Here is a 26,389-nt window from a genome sequence, read left to right on the forward strand (position 1 = left end):
CCACCTTGAAGAACCGCATGCGGCTTTGCGCCATCCGCTACCGCGGCTTGGCCAAGGCGGCAGGACAGATCCTCATCGCCGCCATCGCCTTCAACATGCGCCGCTGGGTGACGCTGGCGACCTAATACAGGGTCGCATTGCGCCCGAAATCCGCCGAACCCGTCAAACCCCAGCCAATCCGGCCTCAAACCCGAGCCGCAAGGCACCCCACATTGGCCTGACCCTCCCTCCTTGCCCCTATAACTTAATAACGCAACGGGCCCTTGTGGGGAGATTGACCGCTTCCGCGTCTCACGCACTCTCCAAGCAAAAAAGCCGCCAGGTTGCCCGGGCGGCTTTAATTGTATGAGGGCTGTGAGGGCTCAGTTCAGCTTCGACTTCACGTCCGCAAGCGAAGCCTTGAACAGATCGGCACCGGCCTTGGCGTCGATCTTGCCGGCAAGCAGCGCGCGCGCTGCCTCGACGGCGATATCGACGGCGCTGGCGCGGACTTCGCTGATGGCGTCACGCTCGGCCTGGCCGATCTTCTGTTCGGCAAGCGCGGTGCGCCTGACAACATAGTCCTCGGTTTTCTTGTGCGCCTCGGCGGCAAGCATATCGGCTTCGCGCTTGGCGGCGGCGACGATGTCGGCGGCCTCCTGCTCGGCTTCCTTGCGCTTGCGCTGATACTGGCCAAGCAGTTGCTGGGCCTCCTCGCGCAGTCGGCGTGCTTCGTCCAGTTCATTGCTGATCCTGGCGGCGCGGGCGTCGAGCGCCTTGGCGATCAGGCGAGGCACCTTGATGTAGACGGCAATGCCCAGGAAGATGACCAGGGCAACCGTGGCCCAGAGCGTTGCGAGAGATGTGGCGTCCATGATGCGCTCCTCACCGGGCCACGGATTTGACCGCGGCCGCGATCTCGGCCTTGCTGGCCTTGCCGCCAACCAGGGCTTCGACGATCGCCGAAGCGGTGTCCTCGGCGATGCTGCCGACTTCCTTCATGGCATTGGCCTTGATGGAAGAAATGCGGGCTTCGGCTTCGCCAAGCTTGGCGTCGAGCGCGGCCTCGACCTTCTTGCGCGCGGTATCGGCCTCGGCCTTGGCCGCGTCGCTGGCCTGCTGGCCGATCGCGTTGGCCTTGGTCTTGGCTTCCGCCAGTTCCTGCTCGTAGGCAGCAACGGCGGCGTCGGCCTCGCCCTTCAACTTGGCCGCCTGATCAAGGTCCTGCGTGATGCGATCGTTGCGGACATCGATGATGCCGCCGACGCGCGGCATCACCACCCGCTTCAGGAAGAGATAGAACAGCCCGAAGGTGATCGCCAGCCACAGAAGCTGCGACGGGAACGTCGCCGGATCGAATGGCGGAAACGTGCCATGCGCTTCAGCAGGCACGCTGGTGCTGGAATGCGTGTCGCCTTCCGTCGCAGCGTGGCTGGTATCGGCTGATGGCGCGGACTCTTGCGCAAAGGCAGATGTCACGAACATGGACTATCCCCGAAATTCAGGCCCGCCGCTCGCGCGGCCGGCCTGTCCAATCTTCCCGAGTGCTCAGCCGAACAGGGCCAGAAGCGCGATGAGAAGCGAGAAGATGCCCAGAGCTTCGGTCACGGCGAAGCCGAAGATCAGGCGGCCGAACTGGCCATCGGCAGCCGACGGGTTGCGCAGTGCGCCCGCCAGGTAGCTGCCGAAGATGTTGCCGAGGCCAATGCCCGCGCCACCCATGCCCAGGCAAGCGATGCCGGCGCCGATGTACTTTGCTGCTTCTGCGTCCATTTGTTCAACTCCTTTGGATCTAAAATTCCGTTGCGATTCCATCCGGCGCCTATGTTGGAAATTCCTGGGCCGGAAACTTTTGGACCTAATGCCCGGGGTGCAGGGCGTCGTTGAGATACATGCAGGTCAACACGGCAAAGACGTAGGCCTGCAGGAAGGCGACCAGCAGTTCCAGTGCCGTCAGCGCCACCGCCATCGCCAGAGGCAGGATAGAGCCGGCGACGCCGACCGCGCCGAGCGCGCTCAGGCTGACCACGAAGCCGGAGAACACCTTCAGCGTGATGTGGCCGGCGAGCATGTTGGCGAACAGACGAACCGAGAGGCTGACCGGGCGCGACACGAAGGAGATCACCTCGATCAGCACCACCAGTGGCAGCAGGAAGACCGGCACGCCATGCGGCACGAACAGTTTCAGGAAGCCAAAACCATGCTTCATGAAGCCGTAGACGACCACGGTTGCGATCACCAGCACGGCAAGGCCGAAGGTGACGATGATGTGGCTGGTGACGGTGAAGAAATACGGGAACAGGCCAAGCAGATTGGCGACGAGCACGAACATGAACAGCGAGAACACGAGAGGGAAGAACTTCATGCCTTGCGTGCCGGCGGCATCGCGCAACATGTTGCCGACGAACTCGTAGGCCATCTCGGAGACCGACTGAAGCCGCCCGGGAACCAGGCTGCGGCTCGACGTCGTGAGAAACAGGAATCCAGCCGCGACGATCACGGTTGCGACCATGAACAGCGCCGAATTGGTGAAAGACAGGTCATAGCCGCCGATGTCGATCGGAATCAGCTTGTTGATATGGAACTGGTGGATCGGATCGACCTTGTCAGCTGCCACGTTCAAACCCCGTCAATGCCGCGTACGGCCTCGTTACCATTACCGCACATGAAGCGCGGTCATTTCTTGTCGTCTTGGTCACGGCGCGATTTATCGCCCTGTCCAAATTCTGCCACAACGCCGGCGGAACGCATCACATTGAGCACTCCGGCGCCAAAACCAAGCAGCAGAAACACGATCAGACCCCATGGCGATGTCCCCGCCAGACGGTCGATGATCCAGCCGATGCCGGCACCCACCACCACCCCGGCGATAAACTCGCTGGAGAGTTTGAGCGCCTGACCATAACCGGCCACACTGCCCGCTTTCGCGTCGTCTTTCCCCTCGAGCCGGCCCGGCCGCCTTGTCGCAAGCGAAGCTTCAAGGTCACGGCGGCGGCGCTCAAGATCGTCGTCGCGGATATCGGGTTCATGCTGATTGCCGCGGCCGGTTTTTCCGGTTCCGTCTGGCCCATTCTTGTCGGCCATCGCAACCCCCCCTGCCCGGTCAGACCGTCACCGTCCGTCCGCTTCTAAAGTCGCCGGCAACATAGTTAGAGGGTTTGCGCCCGTCAAGCCACGGGCGGAAGTTCATTGCCATGTATTTTAGGCAATAAAATCAATCAATTAGAAAGGTGCGACATCGTGCCCGCCATGATGACGAGGATGCATGGCGCGAATCCCCTGCGCAATGGCTCTTCGATAGGCTGCGCGCCACATCAAAGATCAGCGGCTGCTCTGCACTCAGCTCCAGCCGCCGCCATAGGTCCGATAGAAGATATGCAGGCCGATCTTGGTCATCTTCTGCATTGTGCGCGCCCAGCCGGGATGGACATATTGGGCATAGTAGTGGGTCGACGATCCGACCTCCGGGATGAAGATCTTGCCGGCAGTGACGGCCATGGCGATCTCCTGGGCGGTCTTGTAGGCGGCTGGGCTATCGATGCGCTTCTTCCTGCCGTCGCAGGCGAAGGAGAACTGGCAGCGGTTGAACCAGCTGTCGTTCTGGTAGACGACGCCGCAGATCGAATTCGGATAGGTCGGATTGCGGACGCGGTTGAGGATGACCTGGGCGACAGCGGCCTGGCCGCGCACGGATTCGCTCCTCGCCTCGAAATAGATGCCGTTGGCAAGGCATGCCTGCTCCTTTTGGGAGAAGACACTGGCGGGCAGCGGGTTCTGGATCCACGAATGATCGCCCTTCGCCATCGGCGGAATGAAGCGGCCCTCATTGGGCTGCTCGTCCTGAAGGAGGGCTTCGAAGGGCGATGCCTTGGCATAATCAGGCTCGGACTGCGCGTAGGCGGTGGCCAGCACGTCCGGATGGTCGTTGTTGACCAGCGCTGCCAGCATGGCCGGCACGCCGGGATCCGGCTTCTTGTCCTCGCGCGCATGGAATGCCGCGGCGATCTGGATTTCCTTGCCTTTGATCTGCGGCTTGGCGAAAGCCATTTTCAGGCCGCTGTCCATGCTGGGCCGCAGCAAGGAGGAGGTGCGCTCGAAGATCGAGCCGGCGTTGAAGTTCTTCGGCGGTGCGACGGGAGACATCTGGACGATGCGCCCTTTCTTCTCGGCGCGCACGACGCGGTCCTCATCGGGCGTGCCGCTGACTTTGCCGCCCTTGCCGCGAAACGACACGTTGCCGACACCGGCCAGGTGGACACCCGATCCGGAGATGGAGCCGGTGACATCAGAATCGGCAAAGGGCATCTCGGCCGCATGGGTCGAGCCGGCGACGGATTTCTCGACATAGGAATTCCAGCGCGTGCTCGATGCTTCGAGGCCGGAAACCAGGCTCGTCATGTCCTGATAGGCGGCGACCGTCGGAAAGCCGATCCAGATGCCGAAACCGATGACGAGCGGAGCCAGAAAGCCACGTTTTCTCTCACCGGCGGCGGCAACCAGCCGCTTCAACACACGTCGATGCACGGAACACTCTCCAGGAACGCGACTGACCCCACTGGAGAGCAAAATGATGCATTAACCTTGATGGGACGTTAACGGCTTCGATCGGGTTTTCCCGGCCGACCCGAGGTCGTGGTTGCGAAGTCAGGCGATTTTGCGGCCGACTATTCAGGCCGGACGCAGGAAGATCGGCCGGGCGATCAGCGCGCAGATGGCGGCCGCCAGCCAGACGCCGGACCAGGACCAGAGGTGCAAGAGCCCCGGAATGGCCACCGGTACCAGAAAGAAGCCGACAAAAACAAAGGTGTTGGCAAGACTGAGCGCGGTCCCGACATGGCTGGCGCCGGCAAGGGTGGCAAGCTCGGTGTATGCGACGCCGTGCCAGGCGGAGACGGAGATGCCTGCGACAATAAGCACGACTGGAAGGACCGCCAAGCAGATGAGCTGGCCGCCCGGAACGGTTGGGCCGAACAGGACCAGCAGCCAAAGCATGGCGAAGGCAAGGGCGCTGAACGCGCTGCACAAGCGAAGAAATTGGCGGCGGTTGCCGTGACGGTCGGTGAAGCGGCCGCTCCAGATGCGCATGACCATGGCGCCGATCTGAACGGCGGCGAGGCTCGCGCTGATAGCCGCCGTTCCCAACCCAACGAAATCGTGCAGGAACACGGAGGCGAAGGTGAGCACGGCCACCTGCGGAAAGCAGAGCAGGCCGATGGCGGTCGCGATACGCCAAACATCGCGGTTGCGCAGCGGCGCCGGTCCGGCCACAGCCGAAGCGAGATGGCCCTCCCCCGCCGTCGGCGGCTCGTGCAGCCAGCGCCAGGCGAACAGGGCAGACAGAGCGGATGCGCCCGCCAGCACCCCGAACACCGCGCCAAAGCCGAAAGCCAGCGCAAGCGAGGGCAGCACGAGCGCGCCAAGGCCGCCGCCGAGCGGCACCGCCGTCTGCCTGATGCTCATTGCGAAGCCGCGCTCGTTTTCCCGGAACCAGCCCATAATGGCGCGGCCGCTCGAACCGTTGACGCTGCCGCCGAGCAGTCCGGTGATGAGCAGGCTCGCGGCGAGCAGCGTGACGCCGGGAGTACCGGCCTTTGTCGGCACAACCAGCATCGCCATGACCAGGAGCCACACCGCCGTCGCGCCGAGCCCGATCAGGAGCACGCGGCGATCGCCCCAGCGATCGGTGAGCAGGCCCCAGGGCAGTTCGCTGAGCGCGACCCCCAGCCCGAGAAGGCCGAGCGCCAGGCCGAGCTCGGCATTGCCCAGGTGATAGCCCTGGCGAAGAACGACCGCCGTCGCCGGGATGCCGGAGAACGTAGCCGAGAAGGCGGCATTGGCGGCGACGCCGATGCCCAGAACCTTCCAGCGATGGCCGGGCTTGAATACCCTTTCGGCGGAACCGGCTGCCGTATCTTCCAGGAGTTCTGACGGCTGCCGGTCGGTGCAATTGACAATGGCGGACATGACTTCATTTCCCGTGCTGGCCAGTGGTCCGGCCTTGACGATCTGTCCCTACCGCCATAATTTCATCCTGAAAATCAGGAAGTTTTGGACATACAATCCTGAAAATCGGGACTTCACACATGCGACGCGTAACTTTCGACCTCGACGTCCTGCGCAGTTTCGTCACCGGTATGGAGCTGGGTAGCTTTGCCAAGGCCGCTGACCGGCTTGGCCGGTCGACGTCGGCGGTCAGCGCGCAATTGAAGAAACTGGAAGAACAGGCAGCGACGCCGATCTTCCGCAAATCAGGACGCGGCCTCGCTTTGACCGAGGCCGGCGAGACTATGCTCGGCTATGCGCGCCGGCTGATCGAATTGAATGACGAGGCGGCATCCGCCATCCATGATGTCGAGTTGGAAGGCTGGGTACGGCTCGGCTTGCAGGAAGATTTCGGCGAGGCGGTGCTGCCGGACGTGCTCGGCCGATTTGCCCGGGCGCACCCCAAGGTCAAGATCGAAGCCAGGATCGCACGCAGCCACGACCTTGCCGAAAGGGTCATGTCAGGCAGTCTCGACATCGCGCTCGCCTGGCACTGCGGCGAAACGCTGCCCTACAGCCAGCATGTCGCCGATGTGCCGATGCGTTGGATCGGGCCGGCAAAGCGCATCGAGACCAGCCTGCGCCACGGTGAGCCACTGCCGCTGGTGGCGCTCGAGGCGCCATGCCTTTTGCGTACGGTTGCAACTGAAACGCTCGACCGTGCCGGCCTGTCGTGGCGGATGGCCTTTTCCAGCCCAAGCCTTGGCGGCATCTGGGCCGCGGTTGCTGCGGGGCTGGGGCTGACGATCCGCACCGACATCGGCCTGCCGGCCAGCGTCAGCGCAATGACGCCGGAGATCGCCGGATTGCCCGCCCTGCCCAAGATGGCGTTGTTCCTGCATCGCAAGGACGCCGAGGCGGAGCCGGTGGCGGCCCGCCTCGGCGATATCCTGCTGGACGCCGCACGGCAAGCGCTGCCCGAAAATGCGCGGGTCAGCGACAACGGCCTGCGCAACGTGGCGTGATCATGAAGCGCCAGGTGGGCGCCGACGATCAGCTGCGTTTCTTGTTTGACCTGCCGGCGAACGGGTTGTCCGACGTGCGCAGCGCAATGCGGATCGGCACGCCGGGCATGTCGAAGGCTTCGCGCAGGCTGTTGGAGAGGTAGCGGACATAGGATTGCGGCATCGCGTCGGGCCGCGAGCACTGGACGACGAAGCCCGGCGGACGGGTCTTGGCCTGGGTGACGTACTTGACCTTCAGCCGGCGCCCGGCAACAGCAGGCGGCGGATGATGCGCCAGGATGCCCTCCAGCCAGCGGTTGAGCTTGCCGGTCGAGACGCGGCTGTTCCACACCTTGTGGGTCTTGATGACGGCATCCATCAGCTTGTCGAGGCCGCGCCCGGTCTCGGCCGAGACGGGTACGGCCTGCATGCCGCGCGCCTGGGGAAGAAGCCGTTCCGTCTTCTCGCGCAGTTCGGCCAGAAGCTCCTGGGGATGGTCGATCAGATCCCATTTGTTGAAGGCGATCACCGGCGCCCGGCCTTCCCTGATGATCAGGTCGGCGATCTGCAGATCCTGCTTCTCGAAGGGGATGGTGGCGTCGAGGACGATGATGACGATCTCGGCAAACCGGATGGCGCGCAGACCGTCCTGCACCGACATCACTTCCAGCTTTTCGTGGATCCTGGCCTTGCGGCGCATGCCGGCCGTGTCGAACAGTTTCAGGCGGCGGCCATGCCAATCCCAATCGACCGAGATCGAATCACGGGTGATGCCGGCTTCCGGTCCGGTGAGCAGCCGCTCTTCACCGATCAGCGCGTTGATCAGCGTCGACTTGCCGGCATTGGGGCGGCCGACGACGGCAATGCGCATCGGTTTGGTGTCGTCATAGGCGTGCTCGGCATCCGGATCGGCGATATCCTCGCCGATCAGCACCTCGCCGGCAGCGACGTCTTCGTCTTCGCCATCTTCTTCTTCGCCGAAGGCGCGCGCTTCGCCGAGCGCGCCGATCACGGCGTCGCGCAAATCGGGCATGCCCTGGCCATGCTCGGCCGAAACCGGGATCGGCTCGCCAAGGCCGAGCTCCCAGGCTTCCAGCATGCCGCCCTGGGCGCCCTTCGCCTCGGCCTTGTTGGCGACCAGCACGACCGGCTTGCCGGACTTGCGCACGATCTCGGCGAAGGTCCTGTCGTCAGGCAACAGGCCGGACTTGGCGTCGATGGTGAAGAAGATCAGGTCGGCTTCGCGGATGGCGATCTCGGTCTGCGCACGCATGCGGCCGGGCAAGGTCGAGGCGCCAGCGTCCTCGAAGCCGGCGGTGTCGATGACATCGAAATGCAGGTCGTAGAGCTTGGCGGCATGGACGCGACGGTCGCGGGTGACGCCCGGCGTGTCGTCGACGAGCGCCAGCTTCCTTCCCACCAGCCGATTGAAAAGAGTCGATTTGCCGACGTTAGGTCTGCCGATGATGGCGACTTTGAAGGTCACGACGCACTGCCCGACCCGCGGATCAGCTCGGACATCAATGTTGCGCGCTCGCGGGTGTTGCGCGGGGCGCCGTCATCGGCGGCGATCTGGTCGAACAGTTTCAGCGCATCCTGCGTCTTGCCTTCCTTCCAGGCGGAAAGGCCGAGTGCCTCGCGCGCCGTGTGGCGCAGCGTGTTGGTGTCGGATGTGAGCGCTTCGACACGGCTGGAGACGTCGGCAAAGGAGCCGTGGTCGACAAGCAGCAGTGCTGCCCGCAGGCGCGCCATGTCGCGAATGCCCTGGGGAATGGCCGTATCGGCGGCGACTTCGTCGAAATCCTTGACGGCGGCGGGGACGTCACCCTTGTTCGCCTTGACGGTCGCGCCGCGCATGCGGGCGAGCAATGGATAAGCGCCGTAGCCATCCTTCTCCAACTGATCGAGCGCGGTCAGCGCCTCATCGTTCTTGCCGTCATTGGCGAGCTTCAGCGCCTGCGAGAACGCATCGCCCGAGCGGTTGGCGCGCGTCTCGTCCCAATAGCGGTAGCCGACGAAGGCGGCGGTGCCGAGCACCACGAGGATCGCAACGACAATCAGAGCGGGGCCAAAACGGTCCCACAGCGCCTGCGCCTGTTCGCGACGGATCTCGTCGTTGACTTCACGGATGAAACTGTCGTCGGACATCAAATCAAACCATTCCTGCCCCGTCGGGCCTTTGTCAGCCCGCGTTTTAGCGAAATTTTGCCGGCATGGAAGGGGTTCAACCGGAAAATCGCCTATTGTCCGGGGCAAACGGATGTTTGCCCCGGACAAGCAGCCGAAAAGGCTCATCGCACCCACGCCACATTTAGGCGATAGCCGGCTTGCAGACGTTCCCCGAGTGAAGATCAGATTGCCTATGCTTCGTCCGTTCCGCGTTGTTGCGTTTTCGCTTGCCGCGCTCACCACTGGTGGCGGGGCTTTGGCCGATCCGCCGGTGCCGGCAAAGCCGAAACAGGTCGTCATCATCTCATTCGACAGCGCCCGCGATATTTCGCAATGGAAACGCAGCCGGGCATTGGCTGAGCGCACCGGCGCGCATTTCACCTATTTTCTGTCCTGCGTCTTCCTGCTGTCGACGGAGACGCGCAAGGAGTACACCGCACCCGGCAAAAGCGCCGGCAAATCCAACATCGGCTTTGCCGCCTCCAAGCAGGAAGTCACCGAGCGGCTCGAACAGATCGGCCTTGCCGCGCATGAAGGCCACGACATCGCCAGCCATGGCTGCGGCCATTTCGACGGCAAGGACTGGAGCAAGGCGGACTGGCTGAAAGAGTTCAGTTCGTTCGAGCACATTCTCGAAAACGCCTATGCGATCAACGGCATTGCACCCGAACCACAGGGCTGGCGCGATTTCGCGCGGCATGCGGTGGTCGGCTTTCGCGCGCCGTACCTGTCGACCAGCAAGGCGCTTTACGAAGCGCTGCCGGCGGCCGGATATCAATTCGATGCCAGCGGCGTCTCGCAAGGCCCTGCCCGACCGACGGCCAGCAACGGCATCATGCACTTTTCCCTGCCTCAGATTCCCGAAGGACCGAAGTCGCGGCCGGTGATTGCCATGGACTACAATCTCTATGTCAGGCATTCCGGCGGCTTCGAGCGGCCAAGCCAAGCGGGCGAGTTCGCCAACCGGACCTATGCTGCCTTCCGCGCCGCCTTCGACAGGCAGTATGCGGGAAAACGCATTCCGCTGGAACTCGGCTTCCACTTCGCGCTGATGAATGACGGCGCCTACTGGAACGCGCTGGAGCGCTTTGCCGGCGACGTCTGCGTCAAGGCGGATGTCGAATGCATCAGTTTTCGCGACTATGTTTCGCGCCAGGATGCTGGCCAAAGGCAGGTCTCGGTCGGCGGCTGAGCCGCCAACCCGGTTCGATTTCCAACCTCGGTCTTTAGGCTGGGTCCTCGGCGCCCTGCCTTGCCAGATAGCGCTGGTCGATTTCAGGCAGCGGCTCGCCTTGGAGCGTCGCCTCGAAGGCGCGCAGGCGCTTGTGGACCGATTGCAGCTCGACGATGGTCGACCAGGAGGTGAGCAGAAACTGCAGCGAACCGGTCACCTTGCCGAACGCGTTCGAAATCTGGTTCAGCGCGCCGAACGTTATCTTGTGCGCCACCAGCGAGGGACCGAGGATCAGCAGCGAGAAAATGTTGTCGGCCTGCAGGTAGGTGTAACGGACGACGTTGAAATAGATGTAGTGAAAATAGAGCCTGAAATAATTGTGACGAACATTCTCGAACAGCTCGGCAGTGGTGGCCGGCTGGGCCCGGTCCGCATGATCCTCGCCGTAGACGAGTTCCTTGCGGTAGGCGGCTTCGACACGCTGGTTGCGGAACTGCAGCCCTGGAAGCTTCAAACCGGCAACCATGACCGAGATCGTCCCGAACAGACACCAGGCAAGGGCCGCGACAACCAATGGCTGCGGGATCGCGCCGATAATCGGCAACTCGGTGATATGGGCCTGCAACTGAATCATGACCGGCAGGAATGCGATCAACGTCATGATCGACTGGACGAAGCTGGAGCCGAGATCTTCCATGATCTGCGAGAACCGCATCGTGTCTTCCTGGATACGCTGCGAGGCACCCTCGATATGGCGCAGCCTGCCCCAGTTCTCGACGAAGTAGTTGTTCATCGCCGTGCGCCAACGGAAGATCCAGTGACTGACGATGAAGGCATTGACCACCTGCACATTCATGCCGACCAGCGCCAGCCACGAAAAATCGGCCAATCCGATATAAAATTCGCTGTTGGTAGACTTTCCAGTCCCCGACATCAGGCCCTGCACATAGTCGAAGAAAGGCCCATACCAGGCGTTGACGGCGACACTGACCTGCACATTGAAATAGATGAAGAACAGAATGACCGCGGTCATCAGGATCGACCAGCGCTGCCATGGATGCGGCGAATACCAACTCCAGAATGCATAGAAGACGAGCACGCAGAACGCGAAATAGAGATAGAACCAGAGGAACGGCTTCGATACGAGGATGGCGATGCCGATGAGGGGCGGCGCGCCGGCCGCGGCGGGCGGCAATCCGAAAACCGCACCCAATTGTTCACCACCGAAGAACCAGAACAGGATCGCCGCAAGGCTCCAGATGGCGGCCGAAGTGAAAAAGAGCTTCGGCTGCGGGAAAAAGGATACGAACACTGTGGCGAATTCCTCGATCTAGGCGCAAATCAGCTGACGACAGCGGGCATAAAGTCACACATTAGTGGGAAAGAAAATGCCCGTGCCCGATGCCCGGCACAGCAAGCCCACAATCATGGCGATTTTGGCGCAGCCGACCAGGTGATGGCGCCCGAGACGACCAGCATGGTTGCGGCGGTGATCGAGGCGAGGAAGAAATCGCCGGACATTTGCGCCAGAAATCCGGCTGCGACCGGACCGATGATCTGGCCAAGGCCGAACGCAGCCGTCATCAGGGCAAAGATCCGCCGCGGCGCCTCTGGCGCCTGCTGCCGGGCGGCTTGCAGGCCAAAGGCGGTAATGGCAATGAAGGTGCCGCCGAGCAGCACGCCGGCAAGCAGCGGCCCGGTGGCTCCGCCGATGGCGACGCTGGCGGTGACGCCGGCAACTTCGATGAAGCACGCCAGCGCATAGGCGGCATAGAGGCCGGTCCGGGCCGCGATCTTCTGCCAGAGCCAGACGGAGGGAAAGCCCGCAAGACCGGCGACCATCCACACCATGGCCTCGAAGATGCGGCTGCCGCCGCCTTGCCGAACGATGGCGACCAGGAATGTCGCCGTCACCACATAGCCAAAGCCGAACAGGCCGTAGGCGATGATGACCTTGACCAACGACCGGTCCATCCGCAGTGCCGGCTCGCGGGTGACTTCGCCGTTGCCGAGCGGACCCTCATTGACCAACAGAGCGACGAGGACGAAACCACAGGCCGAAATCGTCGCCGACCACAGCCAGCCTGCCGCCCAGCCCGAATGCTCGGCGACCAGCACCGCCATCATCGCCGCCGATGCCGCTATGCCGAGCCCGACGCCGCCGAAATGCCAGGCCTGCAGGTCGTTGCGACCGGCAGCCGCGATATGGCTGAACACGATGCTGGCCATGAACACCATGACGAAGGCGCTGGCCAGACCGGCCAGAAAGCGGATGGCGAGAAAGGCCGCCATCGCTTCGGTCAGCCCCATCAGCGCGGCAAGGACCGCACTGGCGCCAAGCCCCGCCAGCATCAGCAGGCGCTCGCGCCCATGCGCCCAGCCGCCCGCCGCTGCCAACGCGCCGACGAGGTAGCCGAGATAATTGGCCGACGCGATCCAGCCGGCATCGGCAGGCGACAGATGCAGTTCCTGCATCATCCCGGGCAGGATCGGCGTGTAGACGAAACGGCCGATGCCCATGGCAATCGCCATGGCAATCATGCCGGCGAGAGCGAACCGCAGCGCTGTCGAGGTGGCTGATGTCATTGCACTGCACAATAAGTGCAGGGATCGCTGAAACAATCGCCATCTGTTGGGCCAGTGCGTACGCGGGACGTGCTCGCCTCGACTTTCCTCGAGCCGGAACGCTTGGCACCTGCTCAGCAGCGACCGCCGGCGCATAGTGGAACCGTCTCGTGCACTGTCCGCCGTGCCGTCAGCCTGAACGGCACATCGCCCAGTTCGCGCTCCGACATGGTGTTCAGCACCGGATGCGAAAGCGGATCGATCAGCCATCTCTGCGTTTCGCTGTCCTGGCGCGGCTCATGCGAAGTAGTCGCAGCGAAAAAGACCCTCAGCGATGACGACAAGATCCTCAGCATTTCCGGCTCCACGGGTCTGTCTCTCCCGACAAAATCTGCCGTTTAGACATGCCTTTCAATTGAGATTTCAGCCGGATCAGTTTAGAAAAACTCAATGGCCATGCTCAACCGCGTCCATCTCAACGGCCTCCGCGCCGTCGAAACCGTTGCCCGGCTCGGATCGCTGGCGGCGGCGGCCGGTGAACTCAACGTTTCCGTCAGCGCCGTCAGCCAGCAGATAAGCCGTACCGAAAAACAGCTCGGCCAGGCGCTGTTCGAGCGAACGGCGAGCGGTCTGGTGCTGACTGAGTTCGGCACCGTCTTCGCGGTCCGCCTTGGTGCTGGATTTCGTGAGCTTTCCCAGGCCGTGGCGCTGGCCGACGAGGCTACGCAATGCACATTGGTGGTTTCGGTGGCGCCGGCCTTTGCCTCGAAGTGGCTGTTGCCCAGACTATCTCGCCACTTCGACCGGCATCCCAACGTGCTGCTGCGCATCGACGCTTCGGTGCGGCTGGCCAATCTCGATCACTCGGACATCGACATCGCCATCCGGCTCGGCGACGGCAAATGGCCGGGCGGGCGCACGGAACTGCTCCTGGCGCAGGAAGTCTTCCCGGTCTGCGCGCCGGCGATCGCCCAAAAACTGAAATCGATCGAGGACCTTGCCCAGACCTGCGCGATTACCGACGAGCGGGCGATGATCAACTGGGAAAGCTGGTTCGAAACGGCCGGTGTCCCACCTGTCACCTTCCTCAAGGGTGCGCGTTTCACCGACCCGATGCTGTGCCTGGAGTCGGCGATTGCCGGCCATGGCGTGATGCTGGGCTGGCAATTGCTCGCCGCGGATGCGCTGGCCGACGGGCGGCTGGTGGCGCCTTTCGGAATCCGCGCCCAGAGCGGGCTCGGCTATTGGCTGGTGACCTCGTCCGTCAAGGCGGAAAGCCGCAAGGTCCGGGATTTCAAGCTCTGGATCAGGGAAGAGATCGAGGCAACCATGGCGCGGTTCGGGTCCGCGAACGCAGAACCCACCGTCGCGATCGCGGTGGAAAGGACGGGGGCACCGAGCTATGTAGAGTCGGACATCAAACTACGACAGGCAGGATCATGACCACACATTCGCGCGGCGTTTCCGCATCGATCGACCCGGTGAAGCTCGACAGGCTGGCGGAAGTCGCCATCAAGGTCGGGCTGCAATTGCAGCCAGGCCAGGATCTGGTGTTGACTTCGTCGATCGCGGCACTGCCGTTGACCAGGCGGATCGTCGAGCATGCCTACAAGGCCGGCGCCGGGCTGGTGACGCCAATCTTCAACGATGACGAGATGACGCTGGCCCGCTACCGTTTCGGCGCCGACGCGAGCTTCGACCGCGCCGCCGGCTGGCTTTATGAGGGCATGGCGAAAGCCTTTGCCAACAATGCGGCCAGGCTTGCCGTGCGCGGCGAGGATCCATCGCTGTTGTCGGCTCAGGATCCGGCGAAGGTGGCGCGCGCCAACAAGGCGAATTCGATGGCGTATCAGCCGGCGCTGGAAAAGATCACCGGCTTCGACATCAACTGGAACATCGTCGCCTATCCGGACCTCGCCTGGGCCAGACAGGTCTTCCCCGGCGATGCCGACGACGTTGCCGTGGTGAAGCTTGCCGATGCCATCTTCGCCGCCTCGCGGGTCGATGTGGAGGACCCGATCGGCAACTGGAAAGCGCACAACGCAGCGCTGCGCAGCCGCACCGAATGGCTCAACGGCCATAATTTCCATGCGCTGCATTTCACCGGGCCAGGCACCGACCTGACCGTTGGGCTGGCGGACGGCCATGAATGGATGGGCGGCGCCTCGACCGCCAAGAACGGCATCACCTGCAACCCCAACATCCCGACCGAGGAGGTCTTCACCACGCCGCACGCAAGGCGGGTCGAGGGTCATGTTTCCTCGACCAAGCCGCTGTCCTACCAGGGCACGCTGATCGACGACATTTCGGTGCGTTTCGAAGAAGGCAGGATCGTCGAGGCCAAGGCATCGAAGGGCGAGGACGTGCTGAAGAAGGTGCTCGATACGGATGAGGGCGCGCGCCGCCTCGGCGAGGTGGCGCTGGTGCCGCATTCCTCGCCGATCTCGGCGAGCGGGCTGTTGTTCTTCAACACGCTGTTCGATGAGAACGCCGCCTGCCACATCGCGCTCGGCCAGTGCTATTCGAAGTGCTTCGTCGACGGCGCCTCGCTCAGCCAGGACGAGATCGCGGCGCGCGGCGGCAACAAGAGTTTTATCCACATCGACTGGATGATCGGCTCGGACAAGATCGACATCGATGGTGTCCACAAGGACGGCGCCCATGTGCCCGTCATGCGCAAGGGCGAATGGGCCTGACCGGCTTACGGAGGGTCCGATGGCCTTCGACCTGGCGGTCAAGCGTATCTACGAGCCACCCGCGCCCGATGACGGGCAACGGGTTCTGGTCGACCGAATCTGGCCACGCGGCGTCAGCAAGGAGGACGCCGCGCTGGCGCTGTGGCTGAAGGACATCGCGCCGAGCGACGATCTGCGCAAATGGTTCGGCCATGAGGCGGCGCGCTGGGCTGAGTTTCAGAAGCAGTACCGAGTTGAGTTGGACGGGAATGAAGATGCGGTGGGTGAATTGCGCGGCCTGCTTCGCCACGGCAAGGTGACACTGCTCTACGGCGCGCATGACGAGGCGCACAACAATGCGGTGGCGCTGGCGGCATTTCTCAGAAAGACGGATTGAAGGGCGCCCACAATCTGTAAGGTCGGCGATTGGCCAATCTCCCCCCTTGCGGGGGAGATGCCCGGCAGGGCAGAGGGGGGTGCTGTCCCGCCGACCTGTCAGCCAATCACCGGCCAAATTCTGAGACGAACAGTCAAAGGGTGGCGATTCTTCACACCCCCCTCTGACCTGCCGGCCATCTCCCCCGCAAGGGGGGAGATTGCAGCGTCGCCGTCTCGCTACGCTACCTCACCGCCGCTTCATAAACATCAGCCTTGAATCCAACCAGCACCCGATCCCCAACCTCCAGCACCGGTCGCTTGATCATGGCCGGCTTGGCCAGCATCAGCGCCTTGGCCTTCTTTTCGTCGAGGCTCTGCTTGTCGTTGTCCGGCAGCTCGCGAAACGTGGTGCTACCCTTGTTGAGCAGCTTTTCCCAGCCGACCTTGCCCGCCCAGCCATCCAGCCGCTTCGCGTCCAGTCCCTCTGCCCTGAAATCGTGAAACCGGTAGGCCACGTCATGGCCTTCCAGCCAGAGGCGCGCCTTCCTGACCGTGTCGCAGGTGGTGATGCCGTACATGGTGATCGTCAAAACAGTGGCCCTTCGGATTTCGAATCTGACCGCAGATTAAGGACGCTCTGCGCGCTTTGCCAGCGCTCTCCGGCGTGCCTTGCTTTTGCGCTTGCAAATACTAAGGATTTTTCCTAAGTTTTTGTCGAGCCGCTTTTTGACGGTGCCCAGGGACCGACCATGACAAGCCTTCAGACCGCAACTCCCAGCCCTCCGCCAATCGATGGCATCTTTCGCGCACTGTCCGATCCGACGCGGCGACGCGTGGTGGAGCGGCTGAACCGCAGCCCTGCCTCGGTCAGCGAGCTTGCCCAACCGTTCGACATGGCCCTGCCCTCCTTCATCGAACATCTCAAAATCCTCGAGGGTTGCGGGCTGGTGCGCTCGCAAAAGACCGGCCGGGTCAGGACCTATCAACTGGCACCCGAGCCGCTGAAGCTTGCCGAAAACTGGCTGGCCGAACAGCGCACGCTGTGGGAGCGCCGTCTCGATCAGTTCGACGCCTATGTGATGAGCCTCAAGGAGAACGAAAAATGAGCTATCCCCTCAAGCCGGATCCCAGACTGGACCTCGTGCTGGAGCGCATCATCGATGCGCCGCGCGAATTGCTGTGGCGCGCCCTGACGACGCCGGACCATGTCAAGCAATGGTTCACGCCGAAGCCCTGGATGGTGACCGACTGCGAGATCGACCTCAGTCCGGGCGGGCTGTTCCGCACGCGCATGCAGTCGCCCGACGGCAAGGAGGTCAACGACCGCCATTGCTGCTATCTCGAAATCGTGCCGAACGAGCGACTGGTGTGGACGGATGCACTGCTGCCGGGCTATCGGCCGTCAGGCGAGCCGTTCATCACAGCGGTCATTTCCCTGCAACCGGACGGCAAAGGCACGCGCTACACCGCCACCGCCATCCATCGCGACGAGGCGACCCGAAACAACCATGAAGAGATGGGTTTCTTAGACGGCTGGGGCACGGTGGCCGATCAGCTTGCGCAGTACGTGAAGACCATTTGAGCCTCTCACATGGCGGCCTGGGACATCGTCCCGGCCGCCATGCTTATTTTTCAACCTCCAGCGACGAGATCGAGCTCCCGCAAGCCGATGGTATTTCACGGCCTCAATAATAGAAGCGCTCTTCGGTGATCTTGCCGTTTTTGACCGTGTAGAGGCCAACTTCATCCATGGTGACACGCTCGCCGGTAGCCTTGGGCGTTATGTCGAACTTGAAGCGCACCGCGAACTGGTCTCCGTTGACGTAGGGGCCCTCGACCGAGCCGCCATGCACTTCATTGTTCTCCTGCCACCATTGGCCCTTCTGCCTGAGCGCCTCCTTGCCATGGGAGATGCCATCGGCCCCGCCATGGCTTCGAGACTGATTATATCATCGGCGTTGTACTTCTCGGCAGCAGCTTCGTTATCGCCCTGCTTGAGCAGCTCGGTGAAATCCTTGGCAATTTCCGCGATGGTCATTTGTATTCCTCCTGTCAGACGCACTGCAAATGGGGAACAGCTTGCTGGCCTCCATCGTCGGAACGTGCGGTAGCTGACAATCCGTGTCAGGACGGATCGCCCAGCTTGCGAACTACGATGCCAACGGCAAAGGCCAACGATCCAGGAAGAGGTATTTTGTCAGGCCGCGCAGGCTGTGAACAAAGATGAAGTCATGGGCAACGAAGCTGATCGGTTCGATGGGCTGCCGAGAGATGAACTTTTGATCGTAGGCAAGTGTCAGATGCGGAACGAAATGATCCGACGCTTTGAGCCCATTCCTGAGCATCTCGACACCAAGCAATTTGTGAAGTTCAAAAACCGGTCCATCATCGGCGAGAAGCACAAATGGGCGATGAGGTGGCCTGCCCCTTGTTGCCGGGCGACCGGGAAAGCTGCCGACGTGGCCAAACGTGACCTCGAAAGCAGGCATGTGGACACGCTGACCCGATCGAGATCCCGCAAAGACGGTCTTGGACCGCAGCCGCTTGTAGTCGCCGGCATGTTGCAGGCTCAGATGGAACCGTTCAGCCGACAGCAGCGATTCACCGACTTCATGTCGATGACAAAGCTGCGTCTGCAGATTGGCGAATGAACCATAGTCCTTCGGCTGCAAGAACAACCCGAAGAAGGCACGATCCGGCCGCTTCGGTTGCCACGGAGGCTCTGGTATGCCGAAATCGAATTCACCTTGCCGATACATACCCATACGCCCGGCGAAGAACGCTCCTGTTTCTCATCTACGGTTAGAACAAAACAGGAACAATCCTTGGAGTCAAGCGTGGATTTGATCGATGAAACTAACCTGGTAGCACCGGGCAGTTGGCACCACGGCGCAGGCTGATATGCGCCACGTCGCCGACCTGGAATTGAAAACCCTCGGCTTGGCGCGGCGCGTCTATGACAACAGGTGCGCCCTGCCCGAGTTCAGCGTGCAGACGCAACGTGCGGCCGTGAAAGACGATGCTGTTGACGCGTGCCGGCGCTGTGCCGGGCGCGGCCTCGGTCATCGCCAGGAGATCTTCCGGCCGCACGCCGACGGTGTGCATGGCATCCTCGGCGAGAGCTTCGCCGGTTTCAGAAATGGCCTCCAGCGGTAGGGCGCCGGCGGCGAAGCGCAGGCGATCGCCGTCTCGGCCGACGAAGCGCGATTGCAGGAGATTCATGGTGCCGATGAAGCTCGCCACAAACTTCGTGGCGGGCCGGTCATAAAGTGTGGCCGGCGGCGCAATCTGCTCGATGCGGCCCTTGTTCATGACGACGATGCGGTCGGAGATCGACAGCGCTTCGGTCTGGTCGTGGGTGACCATGACGAAGGTGGTGCCGAGCCGCGACTGCAGCCGCTTCAGTTCAACCTGCATCTGCTCGCGCAGATGCGCATCGAGCGCCGACAGCGGCTCGTCGAGAAGCAGTACGCGTGGCTCGCAGACGATGGCACGCGCCAGCGCGACGCGCTGGCGCTGGCCGCCAGACAGTTCGGAGACGCGGGCGCCAAGCTTGTCGGCGAGGCCGACCATGTCGAGGGCTTCGCCGGCGCGCTTTGCCTGTTCGGCTCCAGACAGTTTGCGCAGCGACAGGCCAAAGCCGACATTTTCGGCGACATTCATGTGCGGGAACAGTGCGTAATCCTGGAACACGGTGTTGACCGGCCGGTCGAACGGCCGAAGGGCCGTGATATCGCGACCATCGAGCAACACCTTGCCGCTCGACGGGCTTTCGAAACCGGCGATAACGCGCAGGCTGGTGGTCTTGCCGCAACCCGACGGCCCGAGCAGCGTGACAAACTCGCCGCTGATAATGTCGAGATCGACGGCGTCGAGCCCGACGATGCCGCCAGGAAAAATCTTCGAGACCGCCTGCAGCCGCACAAGTGGATCAGGCGCCATCGCGAACCTCGGACGGCTTCGTGGTGTTGACCCAGAGGATCTGGCAGCGCTCGGCGCCCGGATTGCGGAAGGCATGCAAAAGCGTGCTCTTGAAGGCAAAACTGTCGCCGGCCTTCAGCACGTATTTGGTCGAATCCACCACCAGCTCGACCTCGCCCGACAGGACGAAGCCGAACTCATGGCCGGCATGGGCATAGGCTTCGGCCGTGCCGCCGCGGGCTTTCACCGTCACCAGCATGCCGGTCAGCGTCGCGCCCGGCGGAGACAGCAATGCCTTGGCAATGCCTTCCGATTTGACCGGGATTTGCCGCCGCTTGTCGGCACGCACGCAATAGAGATCGTTGACGGCATCGTTGCCGTCGGCGATCAGCGCCGACGGCTCGATGTCGAGGGCGGCGGCGAGCGGCCAGATCACTTTGACGCGCAGCGAGGACATGCCGCGCTCGATCTGGCTCAATGCACCGATCGACACGCCGGCTTTTGCCGCAAGATCGGCCAGCGACAGGTTGCGCTCCAGCCGCAGCGCCCGCACGCGCCGGCCGACCCGCACATCGGCATCGTCCTTCGGCTTCTCAGCAGCTTCGTCCAGTATGTCCATCAATTCCCGACCTCGTTTGCAGTGTCTCGGGTGACACCGCGTGGCTGACGCCGCGCGGTGCTCTAGGGTTCAGCCGCCTGCCTTGACCTTTTCGAACATCTTGGCGAGGTCGTCATTCTGTTTCATCGGTCCGGTGAAGATGGTGGTCTTCAGCATCACTTCCGGGTCGGATGGCAGCTGCAATTTCTCCAGTTCCTCCTTCGGCACGGTGGCAAAAGCGGAGCTCAGCGAACTGCCATAGCCATAGGCCTCGATCAGGTATTTGCCGGAGTCGGCTTCCAGCCGGCTGTTGATGAAGTCATAGGCGAGGTCGACATTCTTGGCGTCCTTGAGCATGACGAAGCCGCAGGCCCAGGTCAGCATGCCCTCCTTCGGCTTCATGAACTCGACCGGCACGCCCTGCTTCTTCAGCGAGGTGGCCGACGCGTTCCAGGTCATGGCGGCGACCAATTGGCCGCTGGCCAGCGCCTGTTCGACGGAGGTCATGTCGGTGGTGTAATTGGAGAGCAGCGGGCGCTGCTCGCGCAGCTTCTCGGCCACCTTGTCCATTTGCTCCGGCGTCATGTCGAACGGATTAACGCCGGCGAGCAGTGCGGCAACGACCGGCGTGTCGTGCACCGCGTCTATCGTCGCCATGCGACCGGCATACTGCTTGTCCCACAGAAGATTCCAGCTCGCTTCCGGGTTCTTCACCAGATCGGTGCGGTAGAGGATCGAGGTGTTGCCCCAGTCCCATGGCACCATCCAGACCTTGCCGTCGCCGGCCTGCAGGTCGGGCAGGTTCTTGAACACCGGGAAGATCGAGTCCCAGTTCTTGATCCGCTTGGTGTCGATCGGCTGCAGCAGGCCTTCCTTGTTCCAGCGCGCCACCTTGTCATAACAGGGATGCGCGATGTCGGGGCGGAAGCCGGCCTTGACCTTGGTGAAGGCGTCATCGTCGTCACCGAAGATCGAGGCCTCGACGCCGTCGGGGTGCGCAGCCAGAAAGCTCTTGTTGAAATCGGGCAGTTCATAGCCCGACCAGGTGAAATATTGCAGCTTGTCGCCGGCGAAAGCGACGGTCGACGACAGCGCCAGCGCGAACGCCGTCAATCCAGCGCAAACAGTCTTTGCAGAGATCGATTTCAGGTCGAATGCCATTGCAGTTCTCCTCTCTTGGTTTGTTTTGGTTGTGACGGATCCGCGGGCTTTGGCGCCGTGGCGGACAAGCCGCGATGGCGCAGGATTTCAGCCGCTGCAGCGATGATGAAGGACACAGCCAGGATCGACGTGCCCAGCGCCATCACCGTCGGCAGCGACTTTGGAAAACGCAGCTGGCTCCAGATGTAGAGCGGCAGCGTCGGCTCGGTGCCGGCCAGGAAGAAGACGACAATGAATTCGTCGAAGGAGATCAGGAAGGCCAGCATGAAGGCCGAAACGATGGCCGGCAGGCTGAGCGGCAGCATGATCCGCCGGAACGTCGTCCAGTCGGAGGCGCCGAGATCGAGCGCCGCCTCGCGAATGGTTTTCGGGATGGCGGCGAAGCGGCTGCGCATGATCACCACGGTCGTCGGCAGCGCCACCAATATGTGACCGAGAACGATGGCGATGCGCGATGGCCCCAGACCAATGAGATTGATGAGGATCAGCAGCGATATGCCGACGATGACGCCGGGGATCAGGATTGGCAGCCGGGCGATGGCGCTGATGGTGGCGGCCAGCGGCGAGCGGCCGTAGAGGTCCATGTAGGATACGGTGATGCCGCACAGCGTCGCACTCGTGGCGGCAATGGCGCCGATGACGAGGCTGTTCAGGAGTGCACCGGTCAGCGCCGAATTGCCGAACAAAGTCGCGTACCATTGCAAGGTGAAGCCTTGCAGCGGAAACGCTGCCTGGATCGAGTTGTTGAAGGAAAACAGCGGGATCAGCAGCACCGGCAGATAGAGAAAGACCAGATAGGCGACGACGTAGACGCCGAGCCAGCGGCCGCCTCCCTGCGTGCGTGCAGCGCTCATGTGCGGCTGCCAAATCTGCGGTCGGCGAAACGCGCGACCAGCACCACGCACAGGATGACCAGCATGACGGCGACGGAGAGTGCGGCGCCAAACGGCCAATCGTTGGCCTTGCCGAATTGCGCCTGGATCAGCGTGCCGATCATGGTGCTGGCCGGGCCGCCGACGAGCGCCGGCGTGACATAGTCACCGACCGTCGGCACGAAGACGACAAGGGCTGCCGCCAGCACGCCCGGCATCGAATTGGGCAGCACGACACGGCGGAAAGAGGTGAAGGGCCGCGCGCCGAGATCGGAAGCGGCCTCGATCAGCGATTTCGGGATGGTGTCCAGCGCCACGTAGATCGGCAGGATGGCAAAAGGCGCGTAGGCGTGCGCCAGCGTGACGACGACGGCGGCCGGCGTGTTGAGAAAGGCCAATGTCGGCTCGGACCAGATGCCGCTTTCGATCAGCGCCGAGTTCAAAACGCCATTGTAGGCGAGCACGATCTTCCAGGCGAAGACGCGCAGGAGATAGCTGGTCCAGAATGGCAGCGTCACCAGAAACAGCAGAAGGCCGCGCCGCCGGCCGGCGTGGAAGGCAAGATAGTAGGCGACGGGATAGGCAGTGACGACGGTCGCCAGCGTGACCAGAGCGGCAATGATCAGCGAACGCAGCGTCACCGTCCAGTACAGCGGATCGGACACCACAGTTGCGAAGTTCGCCAAGCTGAAACCGGCACCGAGCAGCGAACCGTCATTGTTGCGGAAGGCGAGGAAAAGCACGAGGCCGAGGGCAAACAGGATCAGCAGGAAAGTGACCAGAGCGCCCGGGAGCAGCATGGCGACCCGGAAGCCCTGAGAAGACCGGGCCTCTGGCGCTGATGTTGCAACTAGGGTCGACATCGACCTGCCTATCGGAATTTGAAATTGGCTTAGAGTTTTTCATATCCATGAAACTGTCAAGCGGAATCCCAAACGGAAACCCATTGACAGGAATTGCTTTGGTCAGCGCTCCAACGCATCGAGCAGCCGGTACCAGGCGATGGTCGCGGCGACGCCGACTTGGCGGAAGGCGTGAAACGGGATCGGTCGGATCGGCGAGACCGGGAAGGGCAAATGCCTGGCGTCGCCACTTTGGAGATAGCCGGCGATGCGCTCGCCAAGAGCGGTCATCAGGCCGACACCACGACCCTGGCAGCCGACCACGGCGAGCAGGCCCTGCTCCGGCTCGTGGATGTGCGGCAGATGGTCCGGCGTCATCGCCACGCGGCCGAACCAGCGCTTCTCGATGGCGATGCCGGACAGCATGGGATAGAGCCGCCGCAGCGCCCGCTCGAGATGCGCCCAGTCGCTGGCGCTCGTCGGCAGCGCCATGCGACCCCGCCCGCCAAGCACCAGCCGGCCGTCGGCGCTCTTGCGGTAGTAGACGAGGATGCGCCTGGAGTCCGACACCGCCTGCCCTTCCGGCAGGATCGGGGCCGCCTGACCGGACGACAGCGGTGCTGTGGCGATCTGAAAAGAATGCAGCGGCACGATCGTCTGCGCAAGGCCGGGGATCAGACCGTCCGTATGGGCGTTGGTCGCCAGAACGACCGCCTTTGCCTGCAATTCCAGGCCATTTTCGGTCGAAATACGCCAAACGCCGGCGGTCTTGGTGAGCCGCACGACCTTTTCGCGCTCGGCTACCCTCACGCCAGCCGCGGTCGCGACACGGGCGAGTTCAGATGTGTAAGCGAGCGGATCGATAACACCGGCGCGGCGATCGAGCCAGCCGCCGAGATAGCCCTGCGCACCGGTCTTGGCCGCGATCTCCGCTGCGTTCAGCAACTGGACATCCGCGCCCCGTGCGCGCCATTGCCGGTCACGGTTTCCCGCCGCCTTCAGCGCGGCCTCGGTGTGCGCCGCCTGGATCCAGCCATTGCGAACGAACGGCACCGCCAGCTTCTCGTCGCGGATCAGCTCGAACACCGCATCGGCGGTCGACGCCGCAAAATTGACAAGCGCCTCGCCGCGCTCAAGGCCAAAATGCTCCAGCAGCCATTCCGGATCGTATTTCAGGCCGGGAATGACCTGACCGCCATTCAAGCCTGATGCGCCCTGGCCGATCTCGCCGGCGTCCAGCACCTGCACCGACAGGCCAAGCCGGGCGGCATGCAAGGCGGTCGATAAGCCCATGATGCCACCGCCAACAATGGCGAGATCGACACGTTCGCCATTGGGAAGCGATTGAAACGTGGAAGCTGCCTGTGGCTTGAGCCAGATCGGATCGGAGAATGCTGTCGCCAAGGGTCACCTGAATGCGCTGCGATTGGTGAAAATCCTAGTCAGAATTTCACATTTTTGAAAGAGCACTCCGGCTTTCGTCTGTGGACTGCCGCCGAGGCGATCGGAGACCCAGAGTTCCGATCGCCTGCGACGGGATAGACCTTTGACGGGAATCCGGTGAAAGTGCCGCGCCGATCCGGCCGCCCACATTGACGATCACTTCGCCACATTGTCGATCACTCAGAGGACAGAGCGCTATGACGAACCCGACCCACCTGCCCACCGAGGGCCTTTTTGTCGGACGCGCCAGAGGTAGCGATGCCGCATACCCGCTGGTCGTCACGGTGCGCGATGGCACAGTCTTCGACATCACCTCGCGTGCGGCACCAACCATGCGAGACCTTTGCGAGATGGCCGACCCCGCTGGGCATGTCCGCTCGGCCGAGGGCAGACCGATCGGATCGCTCGATGACATCGCCGCCAACAGTTTTGAGACCGGGCGCGATCCAGCAAAACCCTACCTGCTCTCACCGGTCGACCTGCAGGCGGTCAAGGCATCGGGCGTCACCTTCGTCGTCAGCCTGCTGGAACGGGTAATCGAGGAACAGGCGCGCGGTTCGGCTGAAAAAGCCGATGCCATCCGCGCCGACATTGCAGGACTGATCGGCCACGATCTGTCGAAGCTGAAGCCCGGTTCGCCCGAAGCGATGGAGATCAAGGCCAAGCTGATTTCGCGCGGCGCCTGGTCGCAATATCTGGAAGTGGGCATCGGCCCCGATGCCGAAATCTTCACCAAGTGCCAGCCGATGGCCTCGGTGGGCTTCGGCGCCGATGTCGGGCTGCACCCGGTGTCGACCTGGAACAATCCGGAACCCGAGATCGCCATGATCGCCGCCTCCAGCGGCAGGATCGTCGGCGCGACCATCGGCAACGACGTCAATCTGCGCGACGTCGAAGGGCGTTCGGCGCTGCTGCTCGGCAAGGCCAAGGACAACAATGCCTCGGCCTCGCTCGGCCCCTTCATCCGCCTGTTCGACGACAAATTCTCCATCGATGACGTCAAGCGCGCCGTCGTGCGCCTGAAAGTCGAGGGCGAGGACGGGTTCTCGTTGGAGGGCGCAAGCTCGATGGCCGAGATCAGCCGCTCGCCGGAGGAACTGGTCGCCGCGGCCATGGGGCCGCACCACCAGTATCCGGACGGGCTGGCGCTTTATCTCGGCACCATGTTCGTTCCGTCCAAGGATCGAGGCGAGAAGGGCAAGGGGTTTACTCACAAGGTCGGCGACATCGTCACCATCTCGTCGGAGAAATTCGGTGCGCTGGTCAACCGGGTGCGGCTCTCGCCCGACTGCCCGCACTGGACCTATGGCGCCAGCCATCTGATGCGGGAGCTAGCCAGAGCCGATCTGATCTAGCAACTGGTATCGTCGACGCCCTGCCAGGGCGCTACGGACCTGGTCCCCTGGGCGTAGGATGATCGCCGGCGTGACCCTTGTCGACGCAGGCCGCGTTCGCGCGACCCGAAACAATCACACCAATTATCCGACAGTCGGAAAATCACCTCAACTGATGCAATCTGATGGGACCGCTGATGACGACCCGTCAGGCGCCCACTACACCTGCAGATGGAGGCTTGGCAGATGGAGGCTTGCCATCCGTCGAAAAAGGGGATGCTCTGACGCATTC

Annotated in this window: 29 protein-coding genes and 1 pseudogene; 9 read left to right on the forward strand and 21 right to left on the reverse strand. The window is 62.8% G+C overall.

All coding sequences use genetic code 11. The annotated features are described in order from the left end of the window. Window positions 1-125 (forward strand): annotated as a pseudogene (locus NKI21_RS09180) (IS5/IS1182 family transposase); the annotation flags it as partial. 237 nt (window positions 126-362) lie between these two features. Here the strand turns inward: NKI21_RS09180 and NKI21_RS09185 are convergent. The 7 genes from NKI21_RS09185 to NKI21_RS09215 form a co-directional block, all read right to left on the reverse strand. Next, the gene (locus NKI21_RS09185; protein WP_027035998.1) at window positions 363-854 is read right to left on the reverse strand and encodes a F0F1 ATP synthase subunit B; all 492 of its coding nucleotides are present in this window, start codon (window positions 852-854) and stop codon (window positions 363-365) included. A 10-nt stretch (window positions 855-864) separates the two neighbouring features. Next, a complete protein-coding gene (locus NKI21_RS09190) occupies window positions 865-1,464 on the reverse strand; it encodes a F0F1 ATP synthase subunit B (protein WP_352440006.1) in 600 nt (199 codons plus the stop codon). A 63-nt stretch (window positions 1,465-1,527) separates the two neighbouring features. Next, a complete protein-coding gene (locus NKI21_RS09195; RefSeq protein ID WP_006206606.1) occupies window positions 1,528-1,752 on the reverse strand; it encodes a F0F1 ATP synthase subunit C in 225 nt (74 codons plus the stop codon). A gap of 85 nt (window positions 1,753-1,837) precedes the next feature. After that, window positions 1,838-2,596 (reverse strand): F0F1 ATP synthase subunit A, encoded by a 759-nt coding sequence (locus tag NKI21_RS09200; protein WP_023808677.1) that lies wholly within the window; start codon window positions 2,594-2,596, stop codon window positions 1,838-1,840. A gap of 59 nt (window positions 2,597-2,655) precedes the next feature. Further along, window positions 2,656-3,063, reverse strand: a complete 408-nt coding sequence (locus tag NKI21_RS09205; protein ID WP_023808678.1) for an AtpZ/AtpI family protein — start codon at window positions 3,061-3,063, stop codon at window positions 2,656-2,658. Between the two features lie 255 nt (window positions 3,064-3,318). Beyond that, window positions 3,319-4,503 carry a cell wall hydrolase gene (locus NKI21_RS09210; RefSeq protein ID WP_023808679.1) on the reverse strand — a complete coding sequence of 395 codons (1,185 nt, stop codon included), beginning with the start codon at window positions 4,501-4,503 and terminating at the stop codon, window positions 3,319-3,321. Window positions 4,504-4,647: 144 nt separating this feature from the next. Beyond that, entirely contained in the window at window positions 4,648-5,943 is a 1,296-nt protein-coding gene (locus tag NKI21_RS09215) for an MFS transporter (RefSeq protein ID WP_128302468.1), read from the reverse strand. Between the two features lie 119 nt (window positions 5,944-6,062). Between NKI21_RS09215 and NKI21_RS09220 the strand changes: the two genes are divergently transcribed. Next, the gene (locus NKI21_RS09220; RefSeq protein ID WP_352440007.1) at window positions 6,063-6,986 is read left to right on the forward strand and encodes a LysR substrate-binding domain-containing protein; all 924 of its coding nucleotides are present in this window, start codon (window positions 6,063-6,065) and stop codon (window positions 6,984-6,986) included. Window positions 6,987-7,014: 28 nt separating this feature from the next. Here the strand turns inward: NKI21_RS09220 and der are convergent, their stop codons facing one another. Next, the gene (gene der / locus NKI21_RS09225) at window positions 7,015-8,451 is read right to left on the reverse strand and encodes a ribosome biogenesis GTPase Der (protein WP_352440008.1); all 1,437 of its coding nucleotides are present in this window, start codon (window positions 8,449-8,451) and stop codon (window positions 7,015-7,017) included. Next, window positions 8,448-9,113 (reverse strand): tetratricopeptide repeat protein, encoded by a 666-nt coding sequence (locus NKI21_RS09230; protein ID WP_023808683.1) that lies wholly within the window; start codon window positions 9,111-9,113, stop codon window positions 8,448-8,450. Before NKI21_RS09230 ends, der begins: the two co-directional genes overlap by 4 nt. A 214-nt stretch (window positions 9,114-9,327) precedes the next feature. Between NKI21_RS09230 and NKI21_RS09235 the strand changes: the two genes are divergently transcribed. Further along, on the forward strand, window positions 9,328-10,326 hold the full coding sequence (locus tag NKI21_RS09235) for a polysaccharide deacetylase family protein (RefSeq protein WP_023808684.1): 999 nt from the start codon (window positions 9,328-9,330) through the stop codon (window positions 10,324-10,326). Between the two features lie 34 nt (window positions 10,327-10,360). Here the strand turns inward: NKI21_RS09235 and sbmA are convergent, their stop codons facing one another. The 3 genes from sbmA to NKI21_RS09250 all read right to left on the reverse strand — a co-directional run bounded on the left by sbmA (window position 10,361) and on the right by NKI21_RS09250 (window position 13,229). Beyond that, window positions 10,361-11,620: a peptide antibiotic transporter SbmA gene (gene sbmA, locus NKI21_RS09240; RefSeq protein WP_128302466.1), complete on the reverse strand. Its 1,260-nt coding sequence runs from the start codon at window positions 11,618-11,620 to the stop codon at window positions 10,361-10,363. A 113-nt stretch (window positions 11,621-11,733) separates the two neighbouring features. Beyond that, window positions 11,734-12,894, reverse strand: a complete 1,161-nt coding sequence (locus NKI21_RS09245) for a YbfB/YjiJ family MFS transporter (RefSeq protein WP_128302465.1) — start codon at window positions 12,892-12,894, stop codon at window positions 11,734-11,736. 113 nt (window positions 12,895-13,007) lie between these two features. Further along, window positions 13,008-13,229: a hypothetical protein gene (locus tag NKI21_RS09250; protein WP_128302464.1), complete on the reverse strand. Its 222-nt coding sequence runs from the start codon at window positions 13,227-13,229 to the stop codon at window positions 13,008-13,010. Between the two features lie 94 nt (window positions 13,230-13,323). On the opposite strand from NKI21_RS09250, the gene NKI21_RS09255 reads away from it, so the two are divergent. The 3 genes from NKI21_RS09255 to NKI21_RS09265 are packed head-to-tail and all read left to right on the forward strand — an operon-like array spanning window position 13,324 to window position 15,945. Next, the gene (locus NKI21_RS09255; RefSeq protein WP_352440009.1) at window positions 13,324-14,316 is read left to right on the forward strand and encodes a LysR substrate-binding domain-containing protein; all 993 of its coding nucleotides are present in this window, start codon (window positions 13,324-13,326) and stop codon (window positions 14,314-14,316) included. After that, window positions 14,313-15,569 (forward strand): aminopeptidase, encoded by a 1,257-nt coding sequence (locus NKI21_RS09260; RefSeq protein ID WP_352440010.1) that lies wholly within the window; start codon window positions 14,313-14,315, stop codon window positions 15,567-15,569. The genes NKI21_RS09255 and NKI21_RS09260 overlap by 4 nt, the downstream gene beginning before the upstream one ends. A 19-nt stretch (window positions 15,570-15,588) precedes the next feature. Continuing rightward, window positions 15,589-15,945 carry a DUF488 domain-containing protein gene (locus tag NKI21_RS09265; protein ID WP_352440011.1) on the forward strand — a complete coding sequence of 119 codons (357 nt, stop codon included), beginning with the start codon at window positions 15,589-15,591 and terminating at the stop codon, window positions 15,943-15,945. Between the two features lie 223 nt (window positions 15,946-16,168). Here the strand turns inward: NKI21_RS09265 and NKI21_RS09270 are convergent, their stop codons facing one another. After that, window positions 16,169-16,516, reverse strand: coding sequence for an ArsC family reductase (locus NKI21_RS09270; protein WP_352440012.1), 348 nt, complete (start codon window positions 16,514-16,516; stop codon window positions 16,169-16,171). 159 nt (window positions 16,517-16,675) lie between these two features. Between NKI21_RS09270 and NKI21_RS09275 the strand changes: the two genes are divergently transcribed. Together NKI21_RS09275 and NKI21_RS09280 are read left to right on the forward strand one after the other, a co-directional pair. Continuing rightward, window positions 16,676-17,032, forward strand: a complete 357-nt coding sequence (locus tag NKI21_RS09275; RefSeq protein WP_352440013.1) for an ArsR/SmtB family transcription factor — start codon at window positions 16,676-16,678, stop codon at window positions 17,030-17,032. Continuing rightward, on the forward strand, window positions 17,029-17,508 hold the full coding sequence (locus NKI21_RS09280; protein ID WP_352440014.1) for an SRPBCC family protein: 480 nt from the start codon (window positions 17,029-17,031) through the stop codon (window positions 17,506-17,508). Before NKI21_RS09275 ends, NKI21_RS09280 begins: the two co-directional genes overlap by 4 nt. Before the next feature lie 103 nt (window positions 17,509-17,611). Here the strand turns inward: NKI21_RS09280 and NKI21_RS09285 are convergent, their stop codons facing one another. The 8 genes from NKI21_RS09285 to NKI21_RS09320 all read right to left on the reverse strand — a co-directional run bounded on the left by NKI21_RS09285 (window position 17,612) and on the right by NKI21_RS09320 (window position 24,724). Next, complete coding sequence (locus NKI21_RS09285; RefSeq protein WP_352865345.1) at window positions 17,612-17,779, reverse strand: SnoaL-like domain-containing protein; 168 nt, start codon at window positions 17,777-17,779, stop codon at window positions 17,612-17,614. A gap of 297 nt (window positions 17,780-18,076) precedes the next feature. Next, window positions 18,077-18,685 carry a 2'-5' RNA ligase family protein gene (locus NKI21_RS09290; RefSeq protein ID WP_128302459.1) on the reverse strand — a complete coding sequence of 203 codons (609 nt, stop codon included), beginning with the start codon at window positions 18,683-18,685 and terminating at the stop codon, window positions 18,077-18,079. A gap of 97 nt (window positions 18,686-18,782) precedes the next feature. Further along, window positions 18,783-19,868 (reverse strand): ABC transporter ATP-binding protein, encoded by a 1,086-nt coding sequence (locus NKI21_RS09295; protein ID WP_352440015.1) that lies wholly within the window; start codon window positions 19,866-19,868, stop codon window positions 18,783-18,785. After that, window positions 19,858-20,466 carry a cupin domain-containing protein gene (locus NKI21_RS09300; RefSeq protein ID WP_352440016.1) on the reverse strand — a complete coding sequence of 203 codons (609 nt, stop codon included), beginning with the start codon at window positions 20,464-20,466 and terminating at the stop codon, window positions 19,858-19,860. The genes NKI21_RS09295 and NKI21_RS09300 overlap by 11 nt, the downstream gene beginning before the upstream one ends. A 69-nt stretch (window positions 20,467-20,535) precedes the next feature. After that, the gene (locus NKI21_RS09305) at window positions 20,536-21,606 is read right to left on the reverse strand and encodes an ABC transporter substrate-binding protein (protein ID WP_023808698.1); all 1,071 of its coding nucleotides are present in this window, start codon (window positions 21,604-21,606) and stop codon (window positions 20,536-20,538) included. Then, window positions 21,591-22,460, reverse strand: coding sequence for an ABC transporter permease (locus tag NKI21_RS09310; protein ID WP_023808699.1), 870 nt, complete (start codon window positions 22,458-22,460; stop codon window positions 21,591-21,593). The genes NKI21_RS09305 and NKI21_RS09310 overlap by 16 nt, the downstream gene beginning before the upstream one ends. After that, a complete protein-coding gene (locus NKI21_RS09315; protein WP_023808700.1) occupies window positions 22,457-23,341 on the reverse strand; it encodes an ABC transporter permease in 885 nt (294 codons plus the stop codon). Before NKI21_RS09315 ends, NKI21_RS09310 begins: the two co-directional genes overlap by 4 nt. 102 nt (window positions 23,342-23,443) lie before the next feature. Then, window positions 23,444-24,724 (reverse strand): NAD(P)/FAD-dependent oxidoreductase, encoded by a 1,281-nt coding sequence (locus NKI21_RS09320; protein ID WP_023808701.1) that lies wholly within the window; start codon window positions 24,722-24,724, stop codon window positions 23,444-23,446. 236 nt (window positions 24,725-24,960) lie between these two features. Here NKI21_RS09320 and NKI21_RS09325 point away from each other — a divergent pair, with 236 nt between their 5' ends. Further along, entirely contained in the window at window positions 24,961-26,118 is a 1,158-nt protein-coding gene (locus tag NKI21_RS09325) for a fumarylacetoacetate hydrolase family protein (RefSeq protein WP_023808702.1), read from the forward strand. The last annotated feature ends 271 nt before the right edge of the window (window positions 26,119-26,389 follow it).

This window comes from Mesorhizobium sp. M0715, assembly GCF_040320355.1.
Taxonomy (GTDB): domain Bacteria; phylum Pseudomonadota; class Alphaproteobacteria; order Rhizobiales; family Rhizobiaceae; genus Mesorhizobium.